Origin of the sequence: Klebsiella sp. JB_Kp031, assembly GCF_040064295.1 — a bacterium.
Taxonomy (GTDB): domain Bacteria; phylum Pseudomonadota; class Gammaproteobacteria; order Enterobacterales; family Enterobacteriaceae; genus Klebsiella; species Klebsiella quasipneumoniae.
The window spans coordinates 21,073-39,125 of the sequence record NZ_JBEAJW010000040.1; the positions used below are offsets into that span (position 1 = coordinate 21,073).

Annotated in this window: 20 protein-coding genes; 8 read left to right on the plus strand and 12 right to left on the minus strand. The window is 58.2% G+C overall.

The window, feature by feature from the left end; all coding sequences use genetic code 11:
* Positions 1-4: 4 nt before the first annotated feature.
* The 4 genes from trmH to gmk form a co-directional block, all read right to left on the minus strand.
* Positions 5-694, minus strand: a complete 690-nt coding sequence (gene trmH / locus ABLV64_RS19915; protein WP_023319341.1) for a tRNA (guanosine(18)-2'-O)-methyltransferase TrmH — start codon at positions 692-694, stop codon at positions 5-7.
* Positions 695-855: 161 nt separating this feature from the next.
* Positions 856-2,976, minus strand: coding sequence for a bifunctional GTP diphosphokinase/guanosine-3',5'-bis pyrophosphate 3'-pyrophosphohydrolase (gene spoT / locus ABLV64_RS19920; protein ID WP_004205080.1), 2,121 nt, complete (start codon positions 2,974-2,976; stop codon positions 856-858).
* Between the two features lie 18 nt (positions 2,977-2,994).
* Complete coding sequence (gene rpoZ, locus ABLV64_RS19925; RefSeq protein ID WP_000135058.1) at positions 2,995-3,270, minus strand: DNA-directed RNA polymerase subunit omega; 276 nt, start codon at positions 3,268-3,270, stop codon at positions 2,995-2,997.
* A gap of 54 nt (positions 3,271-3,324) precedes the next feature.
* Positions 3,325-3,948: a guanylate kinase gene (gene gmk / locus ABLV64_RS19930; protein ID WP_002922664.1), complete on the minus strand. Its 624-nt coding sequence runs from the start codon at positions 3,946-3,948 to the stop codon at positions 3,325-3,327.
* A gap of 258 nt (positions 3,949-4,206) precedes the next feature.
* On the opposite strand from gmk, the gene ligB reads away from it, so the two are divergent.
* A complete protein-coding gene (ligB, locus tag ABLV64_RS19935) occupies positions 4,207-5,883 on the plus strand; it encodes an NAD-dependent DNA ligase LigB (RefSeq protein WP_348843352.1) in 1,677 nt (558 codons plus the stop codon).
* 5 nt (positions 5,884-5,888) lie between these two features.
* On the opposite strand, the gene ABLV64_RS19940 is transcribed toward ligB, so the two are convergent.
* Entirely contained in the window at positions 5,889-6,506 is a 618-nt protein-coding gene (locus tag ABLV64_RS19940; RefSeq protein ID WP_002922654.1) for a trimeric intracellular cation channel family protein, read from the minus strand.
* A 275-nt stretch (positions 6,507-6,781) separates the two neighbouring features.
* Between ABLV64_RS19940 and ABLV64_RS19945 the strand changes: the two genes are divergently transcribed.
* Positions 6,782-8,041, plus strand: coding sequence for a chloride channel protein (locus ABLV64_RS19945; RefSeq protein ID WP_331837930.1), 1,260 nt, complete (start codon positions 6,782-6,784; stop codon positions 8,039-8,041).
* 49 nt (positions 8,042-8,090) lie between these two features.
* Here the strand turns inward: ABLV64_RS19945 and ABLV64_RS19950 are convergent, their stop codons facing one another.
* Positions 8,091-8,954, minus strand: a complete 864-nt coding sequence (locus tag ABLV64_RS19950) for a YicC/YloC family endoribonuclease (RefSeq protein WP_004205076.1) — start codon at positions 8,952-8,954, stop codon at positions 8,091-8,093.
* Between the two features lie 126 nt (positions 8,955-9,080).
* On the opposite strand from ABLV64_RS19950, the gene rph reads away from it, so the two are divergent.
* Together rph and pyrE are read left to right on the plus strand one after the other, a co-directional pair.
* Positions 9,081-9,797, plus strand: coding sequence for a ribonuclease PH (gene rph, locus ABLV64_RS19955; protein ID WP_004205074.1), 717 nt, complete (start codon positions 9,081-9,083; stop codon positions 9,795-9,797).
* Positions 9,798-9,862: 65 nt separating this feature from the next.
* Positions 9,863-10,504: an orotate phosphoribosyltransferase gene (gene pyrE / locus ABLV64_RS19960; protein WP_348843353.1), complete on the plus strand. Its 642-nt coding sequence runs from the start codon at positions 9,863-9,865 to the stop codon at positions 10,502-10,504.
* A 46-nt stretch (positions 10,505-10,550) separates the two neighbouring features.
* Here the strand turns inward: pyrE and slmA are convergent, their stop codons facing one another.
* From slmA to coaBC, 3 genes are all read right to left on the minus strand, one after another.
* On the minus strand, positions 10,551-11,147 hold the full coding sequence (gene slmA / locus ABLV64_RS19965) for a nucleoid occlusion factor SlmA (RefSeq protein WP_004205072.1): 597 nt from the start codon (positions 11,145-11,147) through the stop codon (positions 10,551-10,553).
* A gap of 124 nt (positions 11,148-11,271) precedes the next feature.
* The gene (gene dut, locus ABLV64_RS19970) at positions 11,272-11,730 is read right to left on the minus strand and encodes a dUTP diphosphatase (protein ID WP_017900056.1); all 459 of its coding nucleotides are present in this window, start codon (positions 11,728-11,730) and stop codon (positions 11,272-11,274) included.
* On the minus strand, positions 11,708-12,922 hold the full coding sequence (gene coaBC / locus ABLV64_RS19975; RefSeq protein ID WP_032431274.1) for a bifunctional phosphopantothenoylcysteine decarboxylase/phosphopantothenate--cysteine ligase CoaBC: 1,215 nt from the start codon (positions 12,920-12,922) through the stop codon (positions 11,708-11,710). Before coaBC ends, dut begins: the two co-directional genes overlap by 23 nt.
* 172 nt (positions 12,923-13,094) lie before the next feature.
* Here coaBC and radC point away from each other — a divergent pair, with 172 nt between their 5' ends.
* From radC to mutM, 4 genes are all read left to right on the plus strand, one after another.
* Entirely contained in the window at positions 13,095-13,760 is a 666-nt protein-coding gene (radC, locus tag ABLV64_RS19980) for a DNA repair protein RadC (RefSeq protein ID WP_023319336.1), read from the plus strand.
* A gap of 216 nt (positions 13,761-13,976) precedes the next feature.
* A complete protein-coding gene (gene rpmB, locus ABLV64_RS19985; protein ID WP_000091955.1) occupies positions 13,977-14,213 on the plus strand; it encodes a 50S ribosomal protein L28 in 237 nt (78 codons plus the stop codon).
* Between the two features lie 20 nt (positions 14,214-14,233).
* Complete coding sequence (gene rpmG / locus ABLV64_RS19990; protein WP_002922510.1) at positions 14,234-14,401, plus strand: 50S ribosomal protein L33; 168 nt, start codon at positions 14,234-14,236, stop codon at positions 14,399-14,401.
* A gap of 135 nt (positions 14,402-14,536) precedes the next feature.
* Positions 14,537-15,346, plus strand: a complete 810-nt coding sequence (gene mutM / locus ABLV64_RS19995) for a bifunctional DNA-formamidopyrimidine glycosylase/DNA-(apurinic or apyrimidinic site) lyase (protein WP_032456731.1) — start codon at positions 14,537-14,539, stop codon at positions 15,344-15,346.
* A 150-nt stretch (positions 15,347-15,496) separates the two neighbouring features.
* Here mutM and coaD read toward each other — a convergent pair whose 3' ends face one another.
* The 3 genes from coaD to waaA are packed head-to-tail and all read right to left on the minus strand — an operon-like array spanning position 15,497 to position 18,023.
* Entirely contained in the window at positions 15,497-15,976 is a 480-nt protein-coding gene (coaD, locus tag ABLV64_RS20000; protein WP_004205067.1) for a pantetheine-phosphate adenylyltransferase, read from the minus strand.
* Positions 15,973-16,749 carry a glycosyltransferase family 2 protein gene (locus ABLV64_RS20005; RefSeq protein ID WP_334753049.1) on the minus strand — a complete coding sequence of 259 codons (777 nt, stop codon included), beginning with the start codon at positions 16,747-16,749 and terminating at the stop codon, positions 15,973-15,975. The genes coaD and ABLV64_RS20005 overlap by 4 nt, the downstream gene beginning before the upstream one ends.
* Entirely contained in the window at positions 16,749-18,023 is a 1,275-nt protein-coding gene (gene waaA, locus ABLV64_RS20010) for a lipid IV(A) 3-deoxy-D-manno-octulosonic acid transferase (protein WP_004205065.1), read from the minus strand. The genes ABLV64_RS20005 and waaA overlap by 1 nt, the downstream gene beginning before the upstream one ends.
* Positions 18,024-18,053: the final 30 nt, after the last annotated feature.

The window sequence follows — 18,053 nt, forward strand, 5'->3', positions numbered from 1 at the left end:
GGGTTTACCTCGCAGCCTGCATGGTGGCCCACCACGCGGCATCGGCTTCCACTTCGCCCTGCTCGTTAACGTGGGGGTAAGGCAGCCCTTTCTGTCTCGCGACGCGGGCCAGCACCGGATAGCCGCCTTCAAACAGCAGGCGCTGCTGCTCTTCCGGCGGCAGCATGCTGTTGGCGCGTTGGTACATCCCGGCGTTCTGTCGCTGCCGCTGGGCTTCATACAGGATCAGCGCCGAGGCGACGGAGACGTTCAGCGACTGCACCATGCCGATCATCGGGATAATAATGTCCTGATCGGCCAGGGCCAGCGCTTCCTGAGTGATGCCGGTTTTCTCCTGACCCATCAGGATGCAGGTTGGGCGCGTATAGTCGATTTCACGGAAATCGATGGCTTTGCCGGAAAGATGGGTGGCGAGGATTTGCATACCCTGGCCTTTGAGGTGGCCGACGGCATCTGCGATGGTACGGTGGGTTTTCACCTGCACCCAGCTGTTGCTGCCCGCGGCGGCGGAGGCCATGGTGCGCATCCGGCTGCTCGGCCAGACCGCGTGCACCTCGTGTACGCCAACGGCGTCTGCGGTCCGGATGACCGCAGAGACGTTATGGGGCTTATGGACCTGCTCCATGCAGACCGTCAGGTCAGGCTGACGCCTGGCGAGCATCTCGCAGATACGCGCATAACGCTGTGAATTCATTACACTTCATCCTTCGAATTACCTCTTTAGTCGCTGCGGATCACGCGGCCCATCCCTGAGCCTCTCCCCTGACGGGGCCTGCAAGCAGCGTTCAAATCTGCTCCCGGCAGATTTGTCATTCGCTTGCTGCCTTGATGCAATTCGAATGTTTTGTCTAAAAGCTAATTTCGGTTACGGGTGACTTTAATCACGTCCGGCATGACGCGGATTTTGCGCATGATATTCGCCAGATGCACGCGGTCGCGGGCGGTCAGGCGGATAAAGGCGCTGTATACGCGGCCATCTTTCTCTTCCGTATTCAGACTCTGGATATTGGAAGAGGCGGTGTTGATCGCCGCCGTCAGGTTAGCCAGTGCGCCCTGGTGGTTAAACATATCCACCTTGATCTCCGTAATGAACTCCTGAGCGGTCTCTTTATCCCACTCAACCGCCATAAATTTCTCCGGCTCTTTCTGGTAGCCGCGGATGTTACGACAGGATTCATGATGGATAACCAGCCCTTTGCCGGGACTGACGTGGGCGATAATCGGGTCACCGGGGATCGGACGACAGCATTTGGCAAAAGTGATCAGCACGCCATCGGCGCCTTTGATCGGTAGATGGCCGTGGTTCGAGGCATTGGCCGGCACCGGAGCCGCAGCGGCTTCGCCCTGCTGCAGGTTTTTCGCCACCACCACGCTCATGGCGTTGCCCAGACCGATCTCCGCCAGCAGATCGTCGAGCGAGGCCAGCTTCATCCGGTCGAGCTCGCGCTGGATATTCTCCGGCGGGATCTCGGCGAGTTTGCGGCTACCGCCCAGCGCGTGGTTGAGCAGACGACGGCCAAGGCTGACCGAGTCATCGCGCTTGAGGTTTTTCAGCAGCTGACGGATCTTGGCGCGCGCCTTCGAGCTGACGACAAAGTTCAGCCAGGCGGCATTCGGACGTGCGCCCGGCGCGGTAATAATTTCGACAGTCTGACCGCTGGAGAGCGGCTGCGACAGTGGATAGGGCTGGCGGTCGACGCGCGCGCCGACGCAGGCATGGCCGATATCGGTATGCACCGCATAGGCGAAGTCCACCGGCGTGGCGCCAGCGGGCAGTTCGACAATGCGCCCTTCCGGGGTGAAAACGTAAATCTCATCGGGGAACAGATCGGATTTAACGCTCTCAATAAATTCAAACGAGCTGCCGGCGCTCTGCTGCAGCTCCAGCAGGCTCTGCATCCAGCGCTGGGCGCGGATTTGCGCGGTGGTGCTGCTTTCGCCGCCGTGCTCTTTATAAGCCCAGTGCGCCGCGACCCCCATCTCCGCCATCTGGTCCATGTCTTCGGTACGAATTTGTACCTCGACCGGGACGCCGTGGGGGCCGATCATCGAGGTGTGCAAAGACTGATAGCCGTTCGCTTTCGGAATGGCGATATAATCTTTGAAACGACCTGGACGCGGTTTATAGAGGCTGTGCATCTGGCCAAGCACGCGGTAGCAGACATCGGCATCATGGACGATAACGCGGAAGGCGTAGATATCCATGATCGAGTGAAAACGCTGCTCTTTGAGCACCATTTTGCAGTAGATCGAGTACAGATGCTTTTCGCGACCGCTGACGCGGCAGGGGATCCCCGCTTCCTGCAAACGCCCTTCGATTTCCGAGAGGATCTTTTGGATCATCTCTTTACGGTTGCCGCGCGCCGCTTTGACCACCTCTTTAATGACGCGGTAGCGGTTCGGGTACAGCGCCTCAAAGCCCAGCTCTTCGAGCTCAGTTTTGATGTGATGGATACCTAAACGGTGCGCCAGCGGGCTGTAGATTTCCAGCGTTTCGCGGGCGATGCGGCGGCGTTTATCCGGGCGTAGCGAGCCCAGGGTACGCATGTTGTGGGTGCGGTCGGCAAGCTTGATGAGGATGACGCGGATGTCCTGCACCATCGCCATGATCATTTTACGAAAGTTTTCGGCCTGCGCCTCTTTCTTATCGCGGAACTTGAGCTTATCAAGTTTCGATACCCCCTCTACCAGTTCGGCGACGCTTTTACCAAAAAGCTGTTCCATGTCCTGGTAGGTGGCGGGAGTATCTTCAATCACATCATGCAGCAGCGCGGCCATCAGCGTTTCGTAGTCGAGCTTCATCTCGGCCAGAATACAGGCTACCGCGACCGGGTGCGTAATATAAGGTTCACCGCTTGAACGTGTCTGACCCTCGTGAGCGTCACGTGCAACGAGATACGCCTGCCGCAGACGTTTGATCTGGTCTTCCGGCAGGTAGTTTTGAATCAGCTGATTCAGGCTTTCAAACAGATACAAGGGCGACCCGCTGTGTGATTAACGACGACCTTCAGCAATCGCGGTAACGGCTTGTAATTCAGCGGCTTCCTGCTCTTGCTGTTCCTGGCGCTCACGTACGTCGAGGATCTGGTTGTTGATCAGACCTTCTTCGATTTCGCGCAGTGCGATTACGGTGGTTTTATCGTTTTCTTCCGGTACCAGCGGATCCTTTCCGCCTACCTGCATCTGACGAGCGCGACGCGCGGCGACCAGTACCAGGTCAAAACGGTTACCAATTTTCTCTACAGCGTCCTGAACAGTTACGCGTGCCATACTTAAAATGCTCCACAGGTGAAGAAATGACTGGGCATGATACTGAATGTGGGTTCAGTCTGCCAATAGTTTGGTGATTAAAGCGCCATGTCGCTGCTTTTGGCGGCTCATGCGCAGACGTTCAGCGCGGATGATATTTTTCAGGTCGCTCAGGGCGGTGTCAAAATCATCATTCACAATCAGGTAATCATATTCGGCGTAATGGCTCATTTCCGCAACGGCCTGGGCCATTCGTTTCGCGATCACCTCTTCGCTGTCCTGGCCGCGGCCGCGCAGGCGACGGTCCAGTTCATCTTTTGACGGCGGCAGAATAAAAATGCTGCGTGCGCCCGGCATGCTTTTACGGATCTGCTGCGCGCCCTGCCAGTCGATATCGAGGAAGACATCAACACCGGTCGCCAGCACCTGCTCGATCGCTTTACGCGACGTGCCGTAATAGTTGCCAAAGACCTCTGCATGTTCCAGAAACGCGTTTTCGCCAATCATCGAGCGGAATTCGTCGTGATTCACGAAGAAATAGTGTTCGCCGTGCACTTCACCCGGACGCGGCGCCCGCGTGGTATGGGAAACCGATACCTGGGTGTCATACAACGGTTGGGTTTTTAATAAAGCCTGAATCAGGCTGGATTTACCCGCGCCGCTAGGGGCGGAAACAATATAAAGCGTGCCTTGAGCCATGAGTGTCTTTTGTATGTGGTTATCGAAAGAGGTCCTACATACGAGCCTATTATACACGTCGCCGCGGCGTGACGCAGTCCTTGTCACACTTTTTGCCGCTGTTTCTTTCATTTTGCCTGCCGTTTTCCTGAATTCGCCAGCTGTTGCTGCAACGAGGTGCAAATCCTGGAAGGCGCTTCGCAGGGTGAAAAAGCCCCCGTCGCGGTTTCCGGTATTCTGCCGCAGACTCTCCGTCAGGTGCTGAAGGAGGGAACTGGAATGCGTAAAGGAGGGGGGTGGCTGGCGATAGGGATGTTCTCTGCCAGCGCGCTGGCGACGTGCCCGGACTGGCCGCCGGCTAAAGGCAGACAGGAGATTGCACGTCTTCATCAACAGATTGACGCCTGGAACGAGGCTTACTGGCGACAGGGCGCCAGCGAGGTGAGTGATGACGTTTACGACCAGCTCACCCAGCGCCTGACGCAGTGGCGGCAATGCTTTCCGGGCGCGACGCCTGAGGAGGACGGTCTGTCTCCACCGACCGGCGATACGCGTCATCCGGTCGCCCATACCGGCGTACGCAAGCTGGCGGATGAAGCCAGCCTGGCCCGCTGGATGAAAAATAAAACCGACCTGTGGATACAGCCTAAGGTGGACGGCGTGGCGGTAACCCTGGTCTATCGCCAGGGGCATCTGGTTCAGGCTATCAGCCGCGGGGATGGCCTGCGCGGTGAGTTGTGGACCGCCCGAGCGCGGCAGATCCCGGCGCTGGCGAAGCTGACGACCGGCGAACTGGCCAACAGCGTGCTGCAGGGGGAGCTGTTTCTGCGTCGGGAGGGGCATGTTCAGCAGCAGGCTGGCGGAATGAACGCGCGGGCGAAAGTCGCCGGGTTGATGATGCGGGCTGACGCGGCGGCGCCCCTCAGCCAGCTGGACGTTTTTATCTGGGCCTGGCCAGACGGTCCGTTGGATATGCGCCGTCGTCAGAAGCTGCTGGCGCAGGCGGGGTTTATCTACAGCGGACAATACACCCATCCGGTGACGCGTGTTGAGCAGGTGGCGGAGTGGCGCCAGCGGTGGTATCGCTCGCCGCTGCCCTTCGTCAGCGATGGCGTGATTGTGCGTGAAGGGCGCGAACCGGCGGGGCGCGTCTGGTCACCGGGAAAGGGCGAATGGCTGGCAGCCTGGAAATATCCTCCGGCATCGCGGGTGATGGAGGTGCGGGCGATCCATTTCAGTACCGGCCGCAGCGGTAGAGTCAACGTAGTGGCTGAGCTTGAGCCCCAGCGACTGGATGACAAACGCGTGCAGCGGGTTAACGTTGGCTCTGTGGCCCGCTGGCAGGCGCTGGATATTGGGGTTGGCGATCAGCTGCAGATCAGTCTGGCAGGTCAGGGTATTCCACGGATCGACGCGGTCGTCTGGCGGATGGCCGAGCGCCTTAAACCGACGCCGCCGGCGGCCAAATTCAATGCGCTAACCTGCTATTTCGCCACCCCTGAGTGCAGCGAACAGTTTCTTTCCCGGCTGGTCTGGTTGTCATCAAAGTCGGTGCTGGATATCGATGGCGTAGGGGAAAACGTATGGCGCGTCATTCAGCGGCAGCACCCGATGGAGCATCTTTTTTCCTGGCTGGCGCTCACGTCGGAGCAGCTGCAGGCGATGCCTGGGATCTCGGCCGCCCGTGGGCAGCACCTCTGGCATCAGTTTGATCTTATTCGTAAACGGCCTTTTATACGCTGGGTGCTGGCGATGGGGATCCCGGTGCCCCAGGAGGCGCTGGCGCAGCCTGGAAATGAAAACTGGCGCCTCCTCACGGCAAAGAGTGAAGCGCAATGGCGCACGCTGCCGGGCGTGGGGGCGATCAGAGCCCGACAGCTGGTGGCTTTCCTGCATCACTCTGACGTGGCGGCGCTGGCGCAATGGCTTAGCGGGCAACGCATCCCCGGGTTTTGAGGCGGTTAGTGGGCGTCGTGGGTGTAGTGGAAGACCGGTAGCCCGAGCTTCCAGCGCAGCGCCAGCATGCGGGCGGTAAAGCCGAACAGCAGCGTGGCCAGGACCACCACATCGTGGCTGCTAACGTAATGTTGCAGCGCTATATAGAGTACCGCTGCGGCAAACGAGATCCCGGCGTACAGCTCTTTCTGGAAGACCAGCGGAATGCGTTTGCAGAACATATCGCGCAGTACACCGCCAAAAACGCCGGTGATGACCGCAGCAATAGAGGCGATAACCGGCCCTTCTCCCATATCCAGGGCGATTTGCGCGCCGATGATGGAAAATACGATCAGCCCCAGCGCATCCAGCACCAGGAAAAGCCGGCGCAGGTGCGGCATTACCGGGGCGGCAATTGTGGTAAGGACGGCGGCGACGGCGACAATAATGACGTATTCCGGATGCTTCACCCAGCCGAGAGGATAGTGTCCCAGCAGGATATCGCGAACGGAACCCCCGCCCAGCGCGGTCGCGGTGGCGATAATAATGACGCCGAACGTATCCATCCGCCGACGCCCGGCAGCCAGCGCTCCGGTCATAGCTTCCGCGGTGATACCGATTAAATACAGAACATGAAGCAGCATAGATCCCCCCAGACAGTGGCCGGCAGGTTAACGATTTGTGCGCAGGATCACGATTGAGATTTTCTAAAGTGAAATCGTTAGGCCAGGAAAAACTAATGCCAATATAGATTAAATTGGCTTTAATTGGCGGTTGATTTCTATTTTTTGAATTTTTAAAGATTAGAAAAAGTAATGATTTGTTCCCGATCGATTTTCTATATTGAAAACGCTACGAATACCTAATGTTTAAGTCCCGACCTTTATCCTTTTATTTTCTTTCTCGAGGAGATGAGAAAATGCGTGTCGCCGCCGGGAGCAAACATTCTCTGACTCGCCTGTTGGCCGTGGTATTAACCGGGATTTTGGCCGGTCTGTCCGGCATGGTTTTGGCACTGATTTTACACGCCATTCAGCACCTGGCTTTTGGCTACAGTTCCGGGCAGATCGTCGGTTCGGTGTCATTTTTACAGGGCGTCACGGCGTCGCCCTGGCCACGTCGCATCGCGGCAATCGTGGTCGGCGGCATCGTCGCCGGATTTGGCTGGTGGCTGCTTGGTCGCTATGGGCAGAAGCGGGTTTCCATTGCCGCGGCGGCGGCTAACCCTTCCGTCCCCATGCCCGCGGGCACCACGACGATCCACGCCCTGTTGCAGATCGTCACCGTAGCGCTGGGTTCCCCGCTTGGCCGCGAAGTGGCGCCGCGGGAAATGGGCGCGCTGGGAGGGGGGATGGTGGCGCGTAAGCTGAGCCTGCTGGAGGATGACACCCGCACGCTGATTGCCTGTGGGGCGGGCGCGGGCCTGGCGGCGGTGTATAACGTCCCGCTGGCAGGGGCGTTGTTCACCCTCGAGGTCATGCTGCTGTCGTTTAGCTGGGAAAAAACGCTGGCGGCGATAATGACCTCGGCGATTGCCGCCTGGACGGCCACCCTCGGGTTAGGGGATGAATCGCAATACCATTTTGTTTCCAGCGCGCTTCCGCACACCTTTCTCTGGTGGGCGATTCTGGTGGGCCCGATTCTGGGCACCGGCGCCTGGCTCTTTCGCAAAGCGACCAGCGCAGCGCGTTCACGCGTGCGAAGTAACTGGCAGATGCCGGTGTTCTGTCTGCTGGCGTTTTCACTTCTTGCCGTCCTGAGCCTCTGTTTCCCTGCGCTACCGGGCAATGGCAAGGGGCCGATGCAGCTGGCGCTCAGCGACGGGCTGCCTCTCTCCATGGTCGCGATCCTGTTAGGGCTGAAGATGGTGGTGATCCTGGCGGTGCTGCGCGGCGGCGCGGAGGGCGGGTTGCTAACCCCGGGGCTGGCGGTGGGCGGGCTGGCCAGCCTGCTGCTCTGCGCGCTCTGGCAATCAGGGTTCCCCGGCGGAGATGAAAGTAGTTTCGCCCTGGTGGGGGCAGCCGCTTTTCTCGCCGCCTCCATGCAGATGCCGCTGACGGCGGTGGTGCTGGTGATGGAATTCACCCACATGGATCACAGCTATCTGGCCCCGACGCTGCTGTGCGCGGCAGGGGCGTTTTTGACCTGCCGGGTACTGGATAAGAAATATTGCTTTTGAAATGGATGAAAAAAGGCCGGTAAACCGGCCTTCAGAAAGGTATCTGAGATTACTCGATATTCTGGATCTGCTCGCGCATTTGCTCGATCAGCACTTTCAGCTCAATCGCGGAGTTGGTGACCTCGGCATTGATCGATTTTGACGCCAGGGTGTTCGACTCACGGTTGAACTCCTGCATCATAAAGTCGAGACGGCGACCCACGGCCTCTTTCTTTTTCAGAATGTTGTAGGTCTCTTTCACGTGGGCTTCGAGGCGGTCCAGCTCTTCGGCAACGTCGATACGCTGCGCCATCAGCACCAGCTCTTGCTCGAGACGGTTATTCTCCAGCTGCACTTCCGCATCCTCCAGCTTGGCGACCAGACGCTCGCGCTGCCACTGGAGAATTTCCGGCATATGAGCGCGAACTTTCGCCACTTCGCCGCTCACGCCTTCAAGACGCTGCTCGATAAGCGTTTTCAGCGCCTGGCCTTCCGTTTCGCGAGCGACGATGAAGTCATCCAGCGCGCCGTCAAGGGCTGCCAGAATGTCGGCGGCGATGGCGTCAAGATCCTGCTCTTTGGCGGCCATCACGCCCGGCCAGCGCAGGATATCAACCGGATTGATTTCCCCTTCATCGCTCTGCATTTTCACCCAGTTGGCAGCGTTAACCAGCTGTTTAGCCAGCTTTTCGTTGAGAATGAGTTCGCCCTGAGCGCTGGGGTCTTGTTCAAAACGCAGGGTGCACTCGACTTTACCGCGAGTCAGGCGGGCGCGAATGCGCTCGCGTACCACGGGCTCCAGGCTACGGAACTGCTCCGGCAGGCGGAAGTACGTTTCCAGATAGCGCTGGTTTACCGAGCGCAGCTCCCATGCGGCGCTACCCCAGTCACCCTTGATTTCACGGCGGGCATAGGCGGTCATACTGCGGATCATAGTCGTTCCTGTTTTTAAAGGAGAGTGGGGAGGATTATAGCTTTCGAGACCTTATCAGGATAGGAATAAGCGCCTTTAATCCGTATAATGCGCAGCCACATTCGTTTCAAGCCGGAGATTTCTATCATGCGTCCAGCAGGTCGTAGCGCCAACCAGGTGCGCCCCGTTACCCTGACCCGTAATTACACAAAACACGCTGAAGGCTCTGTGCTGGTTGAATTCGGTGATACCAAAGTGCTGTGCACCGCCTCCATTGACGAAGGCGTACCGCGTTTCCTGAAAGGACAGGGACAGGGGTGGATCACCGCTGAATATGGCATGCTGCCGCGTTCAACGCACACGCGTAACGCGCGTGAAGCGGCAAAAGGCAAACAGGGCGGCCGGACGATGGAAATTCAGCGCCTGATCGCCCGTGCGCTGCGCGCGGCGGTTGATCTGAAAGCGCTGGGCGAGTTTACCATCACCCTCGACTGCGATGTGCTGCAGGCCGACGGCGGCACCCGCACCGCGTCTATTACCGGTGCCTGCGTGGCGCTGGCCGACGCGCTGAATAAGCTGGTGGCGGCCGGCAAGCTGAAAACTAACCCGATGAAAGGGATGGTGGCGGCGGTCTCTGTTGGGATCGTTAATGGCGAAGCCATCTGCGATCTGGAGTACATCGAAGACTCTGCCGCGGAAACCGATATGAACGTGGTGATGACCGAAGATGGTCGCATCATCGAGGTGCAGGGTACGGCAGAAGGCGAGCCGTTCACCCATGAAGAGCTCCTCACTCTCCTGGCGTTAGCCCGAGGGGGGATCGAATCCATTATTACGACGCAGAAGGCGGCGTTAGTAGATTAGTTTTTAAGGCGACTGAGAAGTCGCCTTTTTTTTGACCGTAAAAAAGTAAGATGAGGAGCGAATCCATGAAGCCGTATCAGCGCCAGTTTATTGAGTTTGCGCTAAGCAAGCAGGTTCTTAAGTTTGGCGAGTTTACGCTGAAATCCGGGCGTAAGAGCCCCTATTTCTTTAACGCCGGCCTGTTTAACACCGGGCGCGATCTGGCTCTGCTGGGCCGTTTTTATGCCGAGGCGCTGGTGGATTCCGGGATTGAGTTCGACCTGCTGTTTGGCCCGGCCTACAAAGGGATCCCGATCGCCACCACCACCGCGGTGGCGTTAGCCGAACACCATGACCGCGACCTGCCTTACTGCTTTAACCGTAAAGAGGCAAAGACTCACGGCGAAGGCGGCAATCTGGTCGGTAGTCCACTGCAGGAGCGGGTCATGCTGGTGGATGACGTGATCACCGCCGGTACGGCGATTCGCGAATCCATGGAGATCATCCAGGCCAACGGCGCGCAGCTGGCGGGCGTGCTGATCTCCCTGGATCGTCAGGAGCGCGGCCGCGGTGAAATCTCCGCCATTCAGGAAGTGGAGCGGGATTACGGCTGCCAGGTTATCTCGATCGTAACCCTGAAAGAGCTGATCGCTTACCTGGAAGAGAAACCGGAGATGGCGGAACACCTGGCGGCCGTTCGCGCTTATCGCGAAGCCTACGGCGTGTAACGAAAAAGCCCGGTAAGCAGAGCGCTACCGGGCAATGCAAAGAAAACTACTGCAGCTGTGCGGCGACCAGCGGCCAGCGGGCGTCGAAATCATCCGTCGGACGGTATTTGAACTCGCTGCGCACAAAGCGCGACAGCATGCCCTCGCAGAAGGCGAGCAGCTGGCTGGCCAGCAGCGTTTCGTCGAGCGTGTAGCCTTCGCCTTCGCGCATTTTTTTCTCGCGCATCACCTGACGCAGCTGCACTTCGATGCGTTCAAAAAGCTGGTTGATACGGCCCTGCAGCCGGTCCTGTTCGAACATCAGCGCGTGTCCGGTGAGGATGCGCGTCAGCCCAGGATTACGCTCGCCAAACCCAAGAATCAACAGAACAATCAGGCGCAGGCGCGCGGACGTGTCCTTCTCATCTTTCAGAATCAAATTGATGCGCGTAATCAGACTGTCTTCAATGAACTCGATCAGGCTGTCAAACATGCGGGTTTTGCTGGGAAAATGGCGATACAGCGCGGCCTCAGAGACGCCGACGGAAGCTGCCAGTTTCGCGGTGGTAATACGTTGACTACCATCGCTGGATTCCAGCATTAGCGCCAGAGATTGAAGTATTTCTTCGCGACGATTCCGTTTCGCAGTTTGCTTTTCTGCCATGTTTTAAAATACCCCTGAAAATAAGCACTTGTCAGGCAGACATCCACAACGCGACCGCAAACCAGAGTTTGCGGTGGTGTTATTGCATTATGCGCGTTGGGATGCAGATTCCGTGTTGCTGGGCCTATTTGCGCCCTGAGTGACCGAAGCCGCCTTCGCCGCGGTCGGTGGCATCGAAAGATTCCACCAGGTTAAATTCCGCCTGCACGACCGGCACAAAGACCATCTGCGCGATACGTTCGCCCGGCTCGATAACAAAGCTCTGCTGACCGCGGTTCCAGACGGACACCATCAGCTGCCCCTGGTAATCGGAGTCGATAAGGCCCACCAGGTTGCCCAGCACCACGCCATGCTTATGACCCAGGCCGGAGCGCGGCAGGATCACCGCCGCCAGAGAGGGATCGGCGATATGAATCGCAAGGCCGGTCGGCAACAGCGTGGTTGCGCCCGGCGCAAGCTCTACGGCGTCGTCGAGACAGGCTCGCAGGTCAAGTCCGGCGGAGCCGGAGGTGGCATAGGTCGGCAGCGGAAATTGCTGGCCGACACGCGGGTCCAGAATCTTAACGTCGATTTTTTTCATCATAACGGGTCACGATCTCGTCGAGTAATAATTGGCCTAGGAGTTCCTTGCGCTCAAGTGGTAAGCGCTTTTCCCCATCCTGCCAGAAAAGGTGTAATGCGTTACTATCGCTGTTAAAGCCCTGATTAGGCTGGGAAACATCGTTGGCGCAAATCAGGTCGAGGTTTTTGCGGGCACGTTTTTGCCGCGCATATTCTTCCACATTATTCGTTTCGGCGGCAAACCCAACGACGTAGGGGCGATGCGATTTTAGCGCTGCAACCCCGGCCACGATATCCGGGTTTTTAACCATTTTTATTGTTAATTCATCACCTTGTTTTTTTATTTTATCTTCGGCGATGGCGGCGGCGCGGTAATCCGCCACCGCGGCGCAGCCAATAAAAATGTGCTGCTGTTGAGCGCCGGCCTGGACGGCCGCTTCCATTTCCAGCGCGGTAGTGACATCAATACGCTGCACAAAGGGCGGTGTCGGAAGTGATACCGGTCCGCTGACCAGGGTCACGTTCGCGCCGCGCTGTGCGGCGGCGGCGGCAATCGCGAAGCCCATCTTACCGGAGCTGTGGTTAGAGATGTAACGCACCGGATCCAACGGCTCACGGGTCGGGCCTGCGGTAATCATGAGGTTGAGATGTTGCAAATCTTTGACAGGGGAGGCGAAATGCTGTGCGGCCATCTCCACGATGGTTAACGGATCGAGCATTCGCCCCGGGCCGATGTCGCCGCAGGCCTGGCTACCGCTGTCCGGTCCCCACAGCAGCAGGCCGCGGGAAGCGAGCGTCTGCAGATTATGCTGGGTGGCCTGCGCGCGATACATCTGCTGGTTCATGGCGGGCAAGACGGCAACCGGAGAAGGGGTGGCAAGACAGATCGTCGACACCAAATCGTTAGCCATGCCGGCCGCCACGCGGGCAATCAAATCGGCGGTCGCCGGGGCGAGGATCACCAGGTCGGCCCATTTTCCGAGCTCAATATGGCCCATGGCCGCTTCCGCCGCCGGATCGAGCAGGCTATCGGAAACCGGATAGCCGGATACCGCCTGCAGGCTGAGTGGGGTGATGAACGCTTTTGCCGCCTCCGTCATTGCGACACGCACTTCCGCGCCGCGTTCACGCAGTCGCCGCACCAGTTCCGGGGTTTTATACGCCGCGATACCGCCGCTGACGCCCAGGACGATTTTTTTACCCGCCAGAGTCATCATGATGTATTCCTGTTGCCGTAGACCAGAATCCGCGCATCTTATCACAATCCTGACGTGGTCGTGCCTCTGACGGGCATTCACTTTGCGAGCGGCTACGCAGGGTAAAAAGCGGCGCGTCGGCAGCGCCGTCAGGTTGTGCCAGGATAGGCTGATTCACGCAGGAGGGCGCATGGACGGAACGGAAAATCTGATGCCACGGGAGAAGATGCTGCAATACGGCATCGAGGCGCTGACGGATGTTGAGCTACTGGCGCTGTTTCTGCGCATTGGCACACGCCGTCAGGATGTGCTGAGCTACGCCCAGGCGTTACTGCAGCGTTTTGGTTCGCTCTACGCTCTGCTTTCCGCTGATAAAGCGCAACTGGTTGCCGTTGACGGACTGGGGCTGGCGAAATATGCGCAACTGAAGGGGATTGCCGAGCTGGCGCGGCGCTATTTTAGCTCGCAGCTGGTTGAGGAGGCCGCGCTGATCACCCCCTCGATGACGCGGGAATTTTTGCAAAGCCAGCTGACGGAAGAGGAGCGCGAGATCTTTATGGTGATCTTTTTAGATAATCAGAACCGCGTGTTGAAACATAGCCGCCTTTTTTCTGGTACTCTTAGCCACGTTGAGGTGCATCCGCGAGAAATTGTACGCGAAGCCATCAAAGTGAACGCCGCCGCCGTGATCCTTGCGCATAATCATCCCTCCGGTAGTCCGGAGCCGAGCCAGGCTGACAGGCTGATTACCGAAAGGGTGGTAAAATGTTGTCGATTCATGGAGATACGCGTGCTTGACCATCTGGTTATCGGCCGCGGTGCGTATGTATCTTTTGCCGAACGTGGCTGGATTTAGCCCCGAACTGGCGATCCTTCGGGATCTTTGTCTGTTCGGGACTTGAGCACATCGCCGAGTCAGCGTATACTACGCCACCTTTGAGAATCTCGGGTTTGGCATTTGGGCCTGGCAGTCGAGAGTTCACATTGAACTGCGATGACCAGGCTGTAAAGCCTGACGAGGCGCCAATACCCCATACGAAGCTCGAGCTAATTTGATTTTTGGAGAATAGACATGTCCCGAGTCTGCCAAGTTACTGGCAAGCGTCCGGTGACCGGTAACAACCGTTCCCACGCACTGAACGCGACTAAACGCCGTTTCCTGCCGAACCTGCACTCTCACCGTTTCTGGGTTGAGAGCGAGAAGCGTTTTGTCACCCTGCGCGTATCTGCTAAAGGTATGCGTGTAATCGATAAGAAAGGCATCGATACAGTTCTGGCTGAACTGCGTGCCCGTGGCGAAAAGTACTAAGTACTTAGAGGAAATAAATCATGGCTAAAGGTATTCGTGAGAAAATCAAGCTGGTTTCTTCCGCTGGTACTGGTCACTTCTACACCACCACGAAGAACAAACGTACCAAACCGGAAAAAATGGAACTGAAAAAGTACGATCCGGTTGTACGTCAGCACGTTATCTACAAAGAAGCTAAAATCAAATAATTTTAGCCTCCTTGTATAAAAACCCCGCTCCGGCGGGGTTTTTTGTTTTTAAAACTCCCCCATATTGCTTTCACACACTCCCTTTTCAGCCACCTGTCCGTGAAGCACAATACGCCGGGTTAATGGAGGAAAATCATGCCTGAATTACCAGAGGTGGAAACCAGCCGCCGCGGCATTGAGCCGCACCTGGTTGGCGCCACCATTCTGCACGCCGTCGTGCGCAACGGACGGTTGCGCTGGCCGGTTTCCGAAGAGATTTATCGCCTGAGCGACGTTCCGGTGCTCAGCGTGCGACGTCGCGCCAAATATTTGCTTCTGGAACTCCCGGACGGCTGGATCATCGTCCATCTTGGGATGTCGGGGAGCCTGCGCATCCTGAGCGAAGAGCTGCCTGCGGAAAAACACGATCACGTTGATCTGGTTATGAGTAACGGTAAAGTCCTGCGCTATACCGATCCGCGCCGCTTTGGCGCCTGGCTATGGACCAAAGAGCTGGAAGGCCACCCGGTGCTGGCGCATCTGGGGCCGGAACCGCTAAGCGATGCCTTCAACGCCGACTATCTCCAGCAGAAATGCGCGAAGAAGAAAACCGCGATCAAACCCTGGCTGATGGATAACAAGCTGGTGGTGGGCGTCGGCAATATCTACGCCAGTGAATCGCTGTTCTCCGCCGGGATCCACCCTGACAGGCTGGCGTCCTCGCTGTCGCGGGACGAGTGCGAGCAGTTGGTGAAGGTGATTAAGCTGGTCCTGCTGCGCTCGATAGAGCAGGGCGGCACCACGCTGAAGGACTTCCTGCAAAGCGATGGCAAGCCCGGTTATTTTGCCCAGGAGCTACAGGTCTATGGCCGCAAGGGCGAACCCTGCCGGATCTGCGGCACGCCGGTCGTCGGGACCAAACATGCCCAGCGGGCGACCTTTTATTGCCGCCAGTGTCAGAAATAGTCACCGGAACAGGAATGATTGTCGGCCAGGTCAGCGAAACTGCGGGTGCGCATCTGGCGGACCGGGGGCGTTTGTAGGCCAGGTAAGCGCAGCGCCACCTGGCATAAAGACAGAGACAGAGCCCGTGTGGCTCATGCCCCAGCAGATGCGTTACTTCAGCTTATTCAACAGCGCCTGGTGGACGTTGGCTGGCAGGAAGTGAGAGACATCGCCCTGGTGGCGCGCGACTTCTTTGACCAGCGAAGAGGAGATAAACGACCACTCTTTGCACGGCATCAGGAACACGCTCTCAAGGGTGGGCATCAAATGGCGGTTCATATGGGCCAGCTGCATCTCATATTCGAAATCCGCCACCGCCCGCAGGCCGCGGATCAGGATATTGGCCTGCTGCGCGCGCGCGAAGCTGGCCATCAGGTCGCTGAAGCCGACCACCTGCACGTTCACCAGGTGGGCCGTCGCCTGCTCCGCCAGCGCAATACGTTCATCAAGGCTGAACATCGGCTTTTTACTCGGGCTGGCGGCGATAGCCAGCACCACTTTATCGAACATACTCGCCGCGCGGGTGACGATATCGATATGGCCATTGGTGATGGGATCGAAGGTACCCGGATAGATCGCTTTTGTGCTCATAATGACTCTTTCTCCGAGTAGCCGTGGCTCAGCGCCCACAGCTCGGTATATTTCGTAAACGTATACTGCGCGTTGACCATCGCCAGTAACCAGCCCTGCTTACCGTCCAGCACCCCACCGCGCAGCAGCAGCGTTTTCAGGAACGCGCCCAGCGTGTGGCTGAATATCCCCGCCATTGAGGTCTTCTTGCCCTTCTGGTGGCGTTCCAGCGCCCATGCGGCGGCATACGCCAGCTGTTTTTGCTGAAAGCCAGCGAAGTCGCGGCACGTCAGATGCAGGAGATCGCCGGTCAACGGAATGACCTCGGCGCCCAGGCTATCCAGCGATTCATGGACCAGATTATCGTTATAGCGGTAACGGGCGCGTTCGTACAGGCGCAGGACGCGATCGGGGTACCAACCGCTGTGGCGCATAAAGCGTCCGAGAAAATAGTTACGGCGGGCGATGCTGTAGATGGCGCCGCGCTGCGGGGCTGCCAGTACCGTAAGAATAGCCTGCCTGAGTTCCGGCGTGACGCGCTCATCGGTATCGATCATCAACACCCAGTCGCCGGTGGCGTAGTCCTGCGCGCGCTGGCGCTGAATGCCATAGCCTCGCCAGTCGGTATGGGTATAGACCTGCGCCCCGAGGCGGCGAGCCAGCTCGACGGTGCCGTCGGTACTGCCGGAGTCGAGGACGATAATTTCATCCGCCCAGCTAACGGAGTCCAGACAATCCGGCAGCAGGTCCGCTGCGTTTTTGGCGATCATCACCACGGAAAGCCGGTTAGACATTAATGACTCCGCTGCGGCAGGTAAGGTTGCAGTAACTGTAGCAGACGCGACAGCGCGCCCTGGTTCTGGTGCAGCACTTCCACCGCGTGACGGCCATACCACAGGCGGTAGTCTTCATCGGTCAGGAGCGTGGAAACCTCTTTGACCAGCGAGTTCGCGTCGGTGACGGTGATCAGGCCATCGTCCTGCTGCAGCTTGGCGCAGATATCTTTGAAATTGAAGGTATGCGGCCCCATCAGCACCGGAATGGCGTGCGCCGCCGGCTCGAGCGGATTATGGCCGCCGCGCTCCACCAGGCTGCCGCCGACGAAAGCGAGGTCGGCAATGCCGTAGAGCAGCATCAGTTCGCCCATGGTATCGCCAATAACCACCTGGGTACTGGAGGAGGGGATCTCGCCGGTGCTGCGTAGAGTGAAGCTCATTCCGGCTTTTTGCACCATGTCGCGGGCGTCAGGGAAGCGCTCCGGATGGCGGGGAACAAGGATCAGCAGCAGGTTCGGAAAGGTCTCCAGCAGCTTTTTATGCGCCTGGAGGATAATTTGCTCTTCGCCATCGTGGGTGCTGGTGGCAATCCAGACTTTGCGGTGCGGCGCCCATTGCCGACGCAGCGTCACCGCGCGCGCCGCCAGCTCTGGCGTAACGGAGATATCGAATTTCAGGCTGCCGGTGACCGCCAGCTGATTGCGCTTCAGTCCCAGCGCGAGGAAGCGGTTGCCATCTTCTTCATTCTGCGCGGCGATAAGCGTAATACGGCTCAACAGGCGGCGCATAAAGCCGCCCAGTTTGGCATAGCCTTTGGCGGAACGTTCGGACAGGCGGGCGTTGGCAATCACCAGCGGGATCTTACGCTTATGCAGCGCGGCCACCATGTTCGGCCACAGCTCGGTCTCCATGACGATCACCAGCTTCGGCTGAACGGTGTCCAGGAAGCGGTTCATAGCGCCGGGCAGATCGTAGGGCAGATAGACGTGATGGACATCTTTGCCGAAGGCCGACATGGCGCGCTCGGAGCCGGTCGGCGTCATGGTGGTGACGGTGATCGGCAGAGAAGGGTAGCGGTGGCGCAGGGCGCGAACCAGCGGAATGGCGGCTAAGGTCTCGCCGACGGAAACGGAGTGCAGCAGAATGCCATCCGGTTCTACCTTGTTCTGACAGAAGCCATAGCGTTCCGCCCAGCGTTTACGGTAGGCAGGAGCCTTACGACTGCGCAGCAGCAGCCGCAGCCACACCAGCGGCTGAATAAGGTAAAGTAGGGTGGTATAAAGCAATTCCAAACTATTTATCCGTTCTCTGTTTTGGCGGGC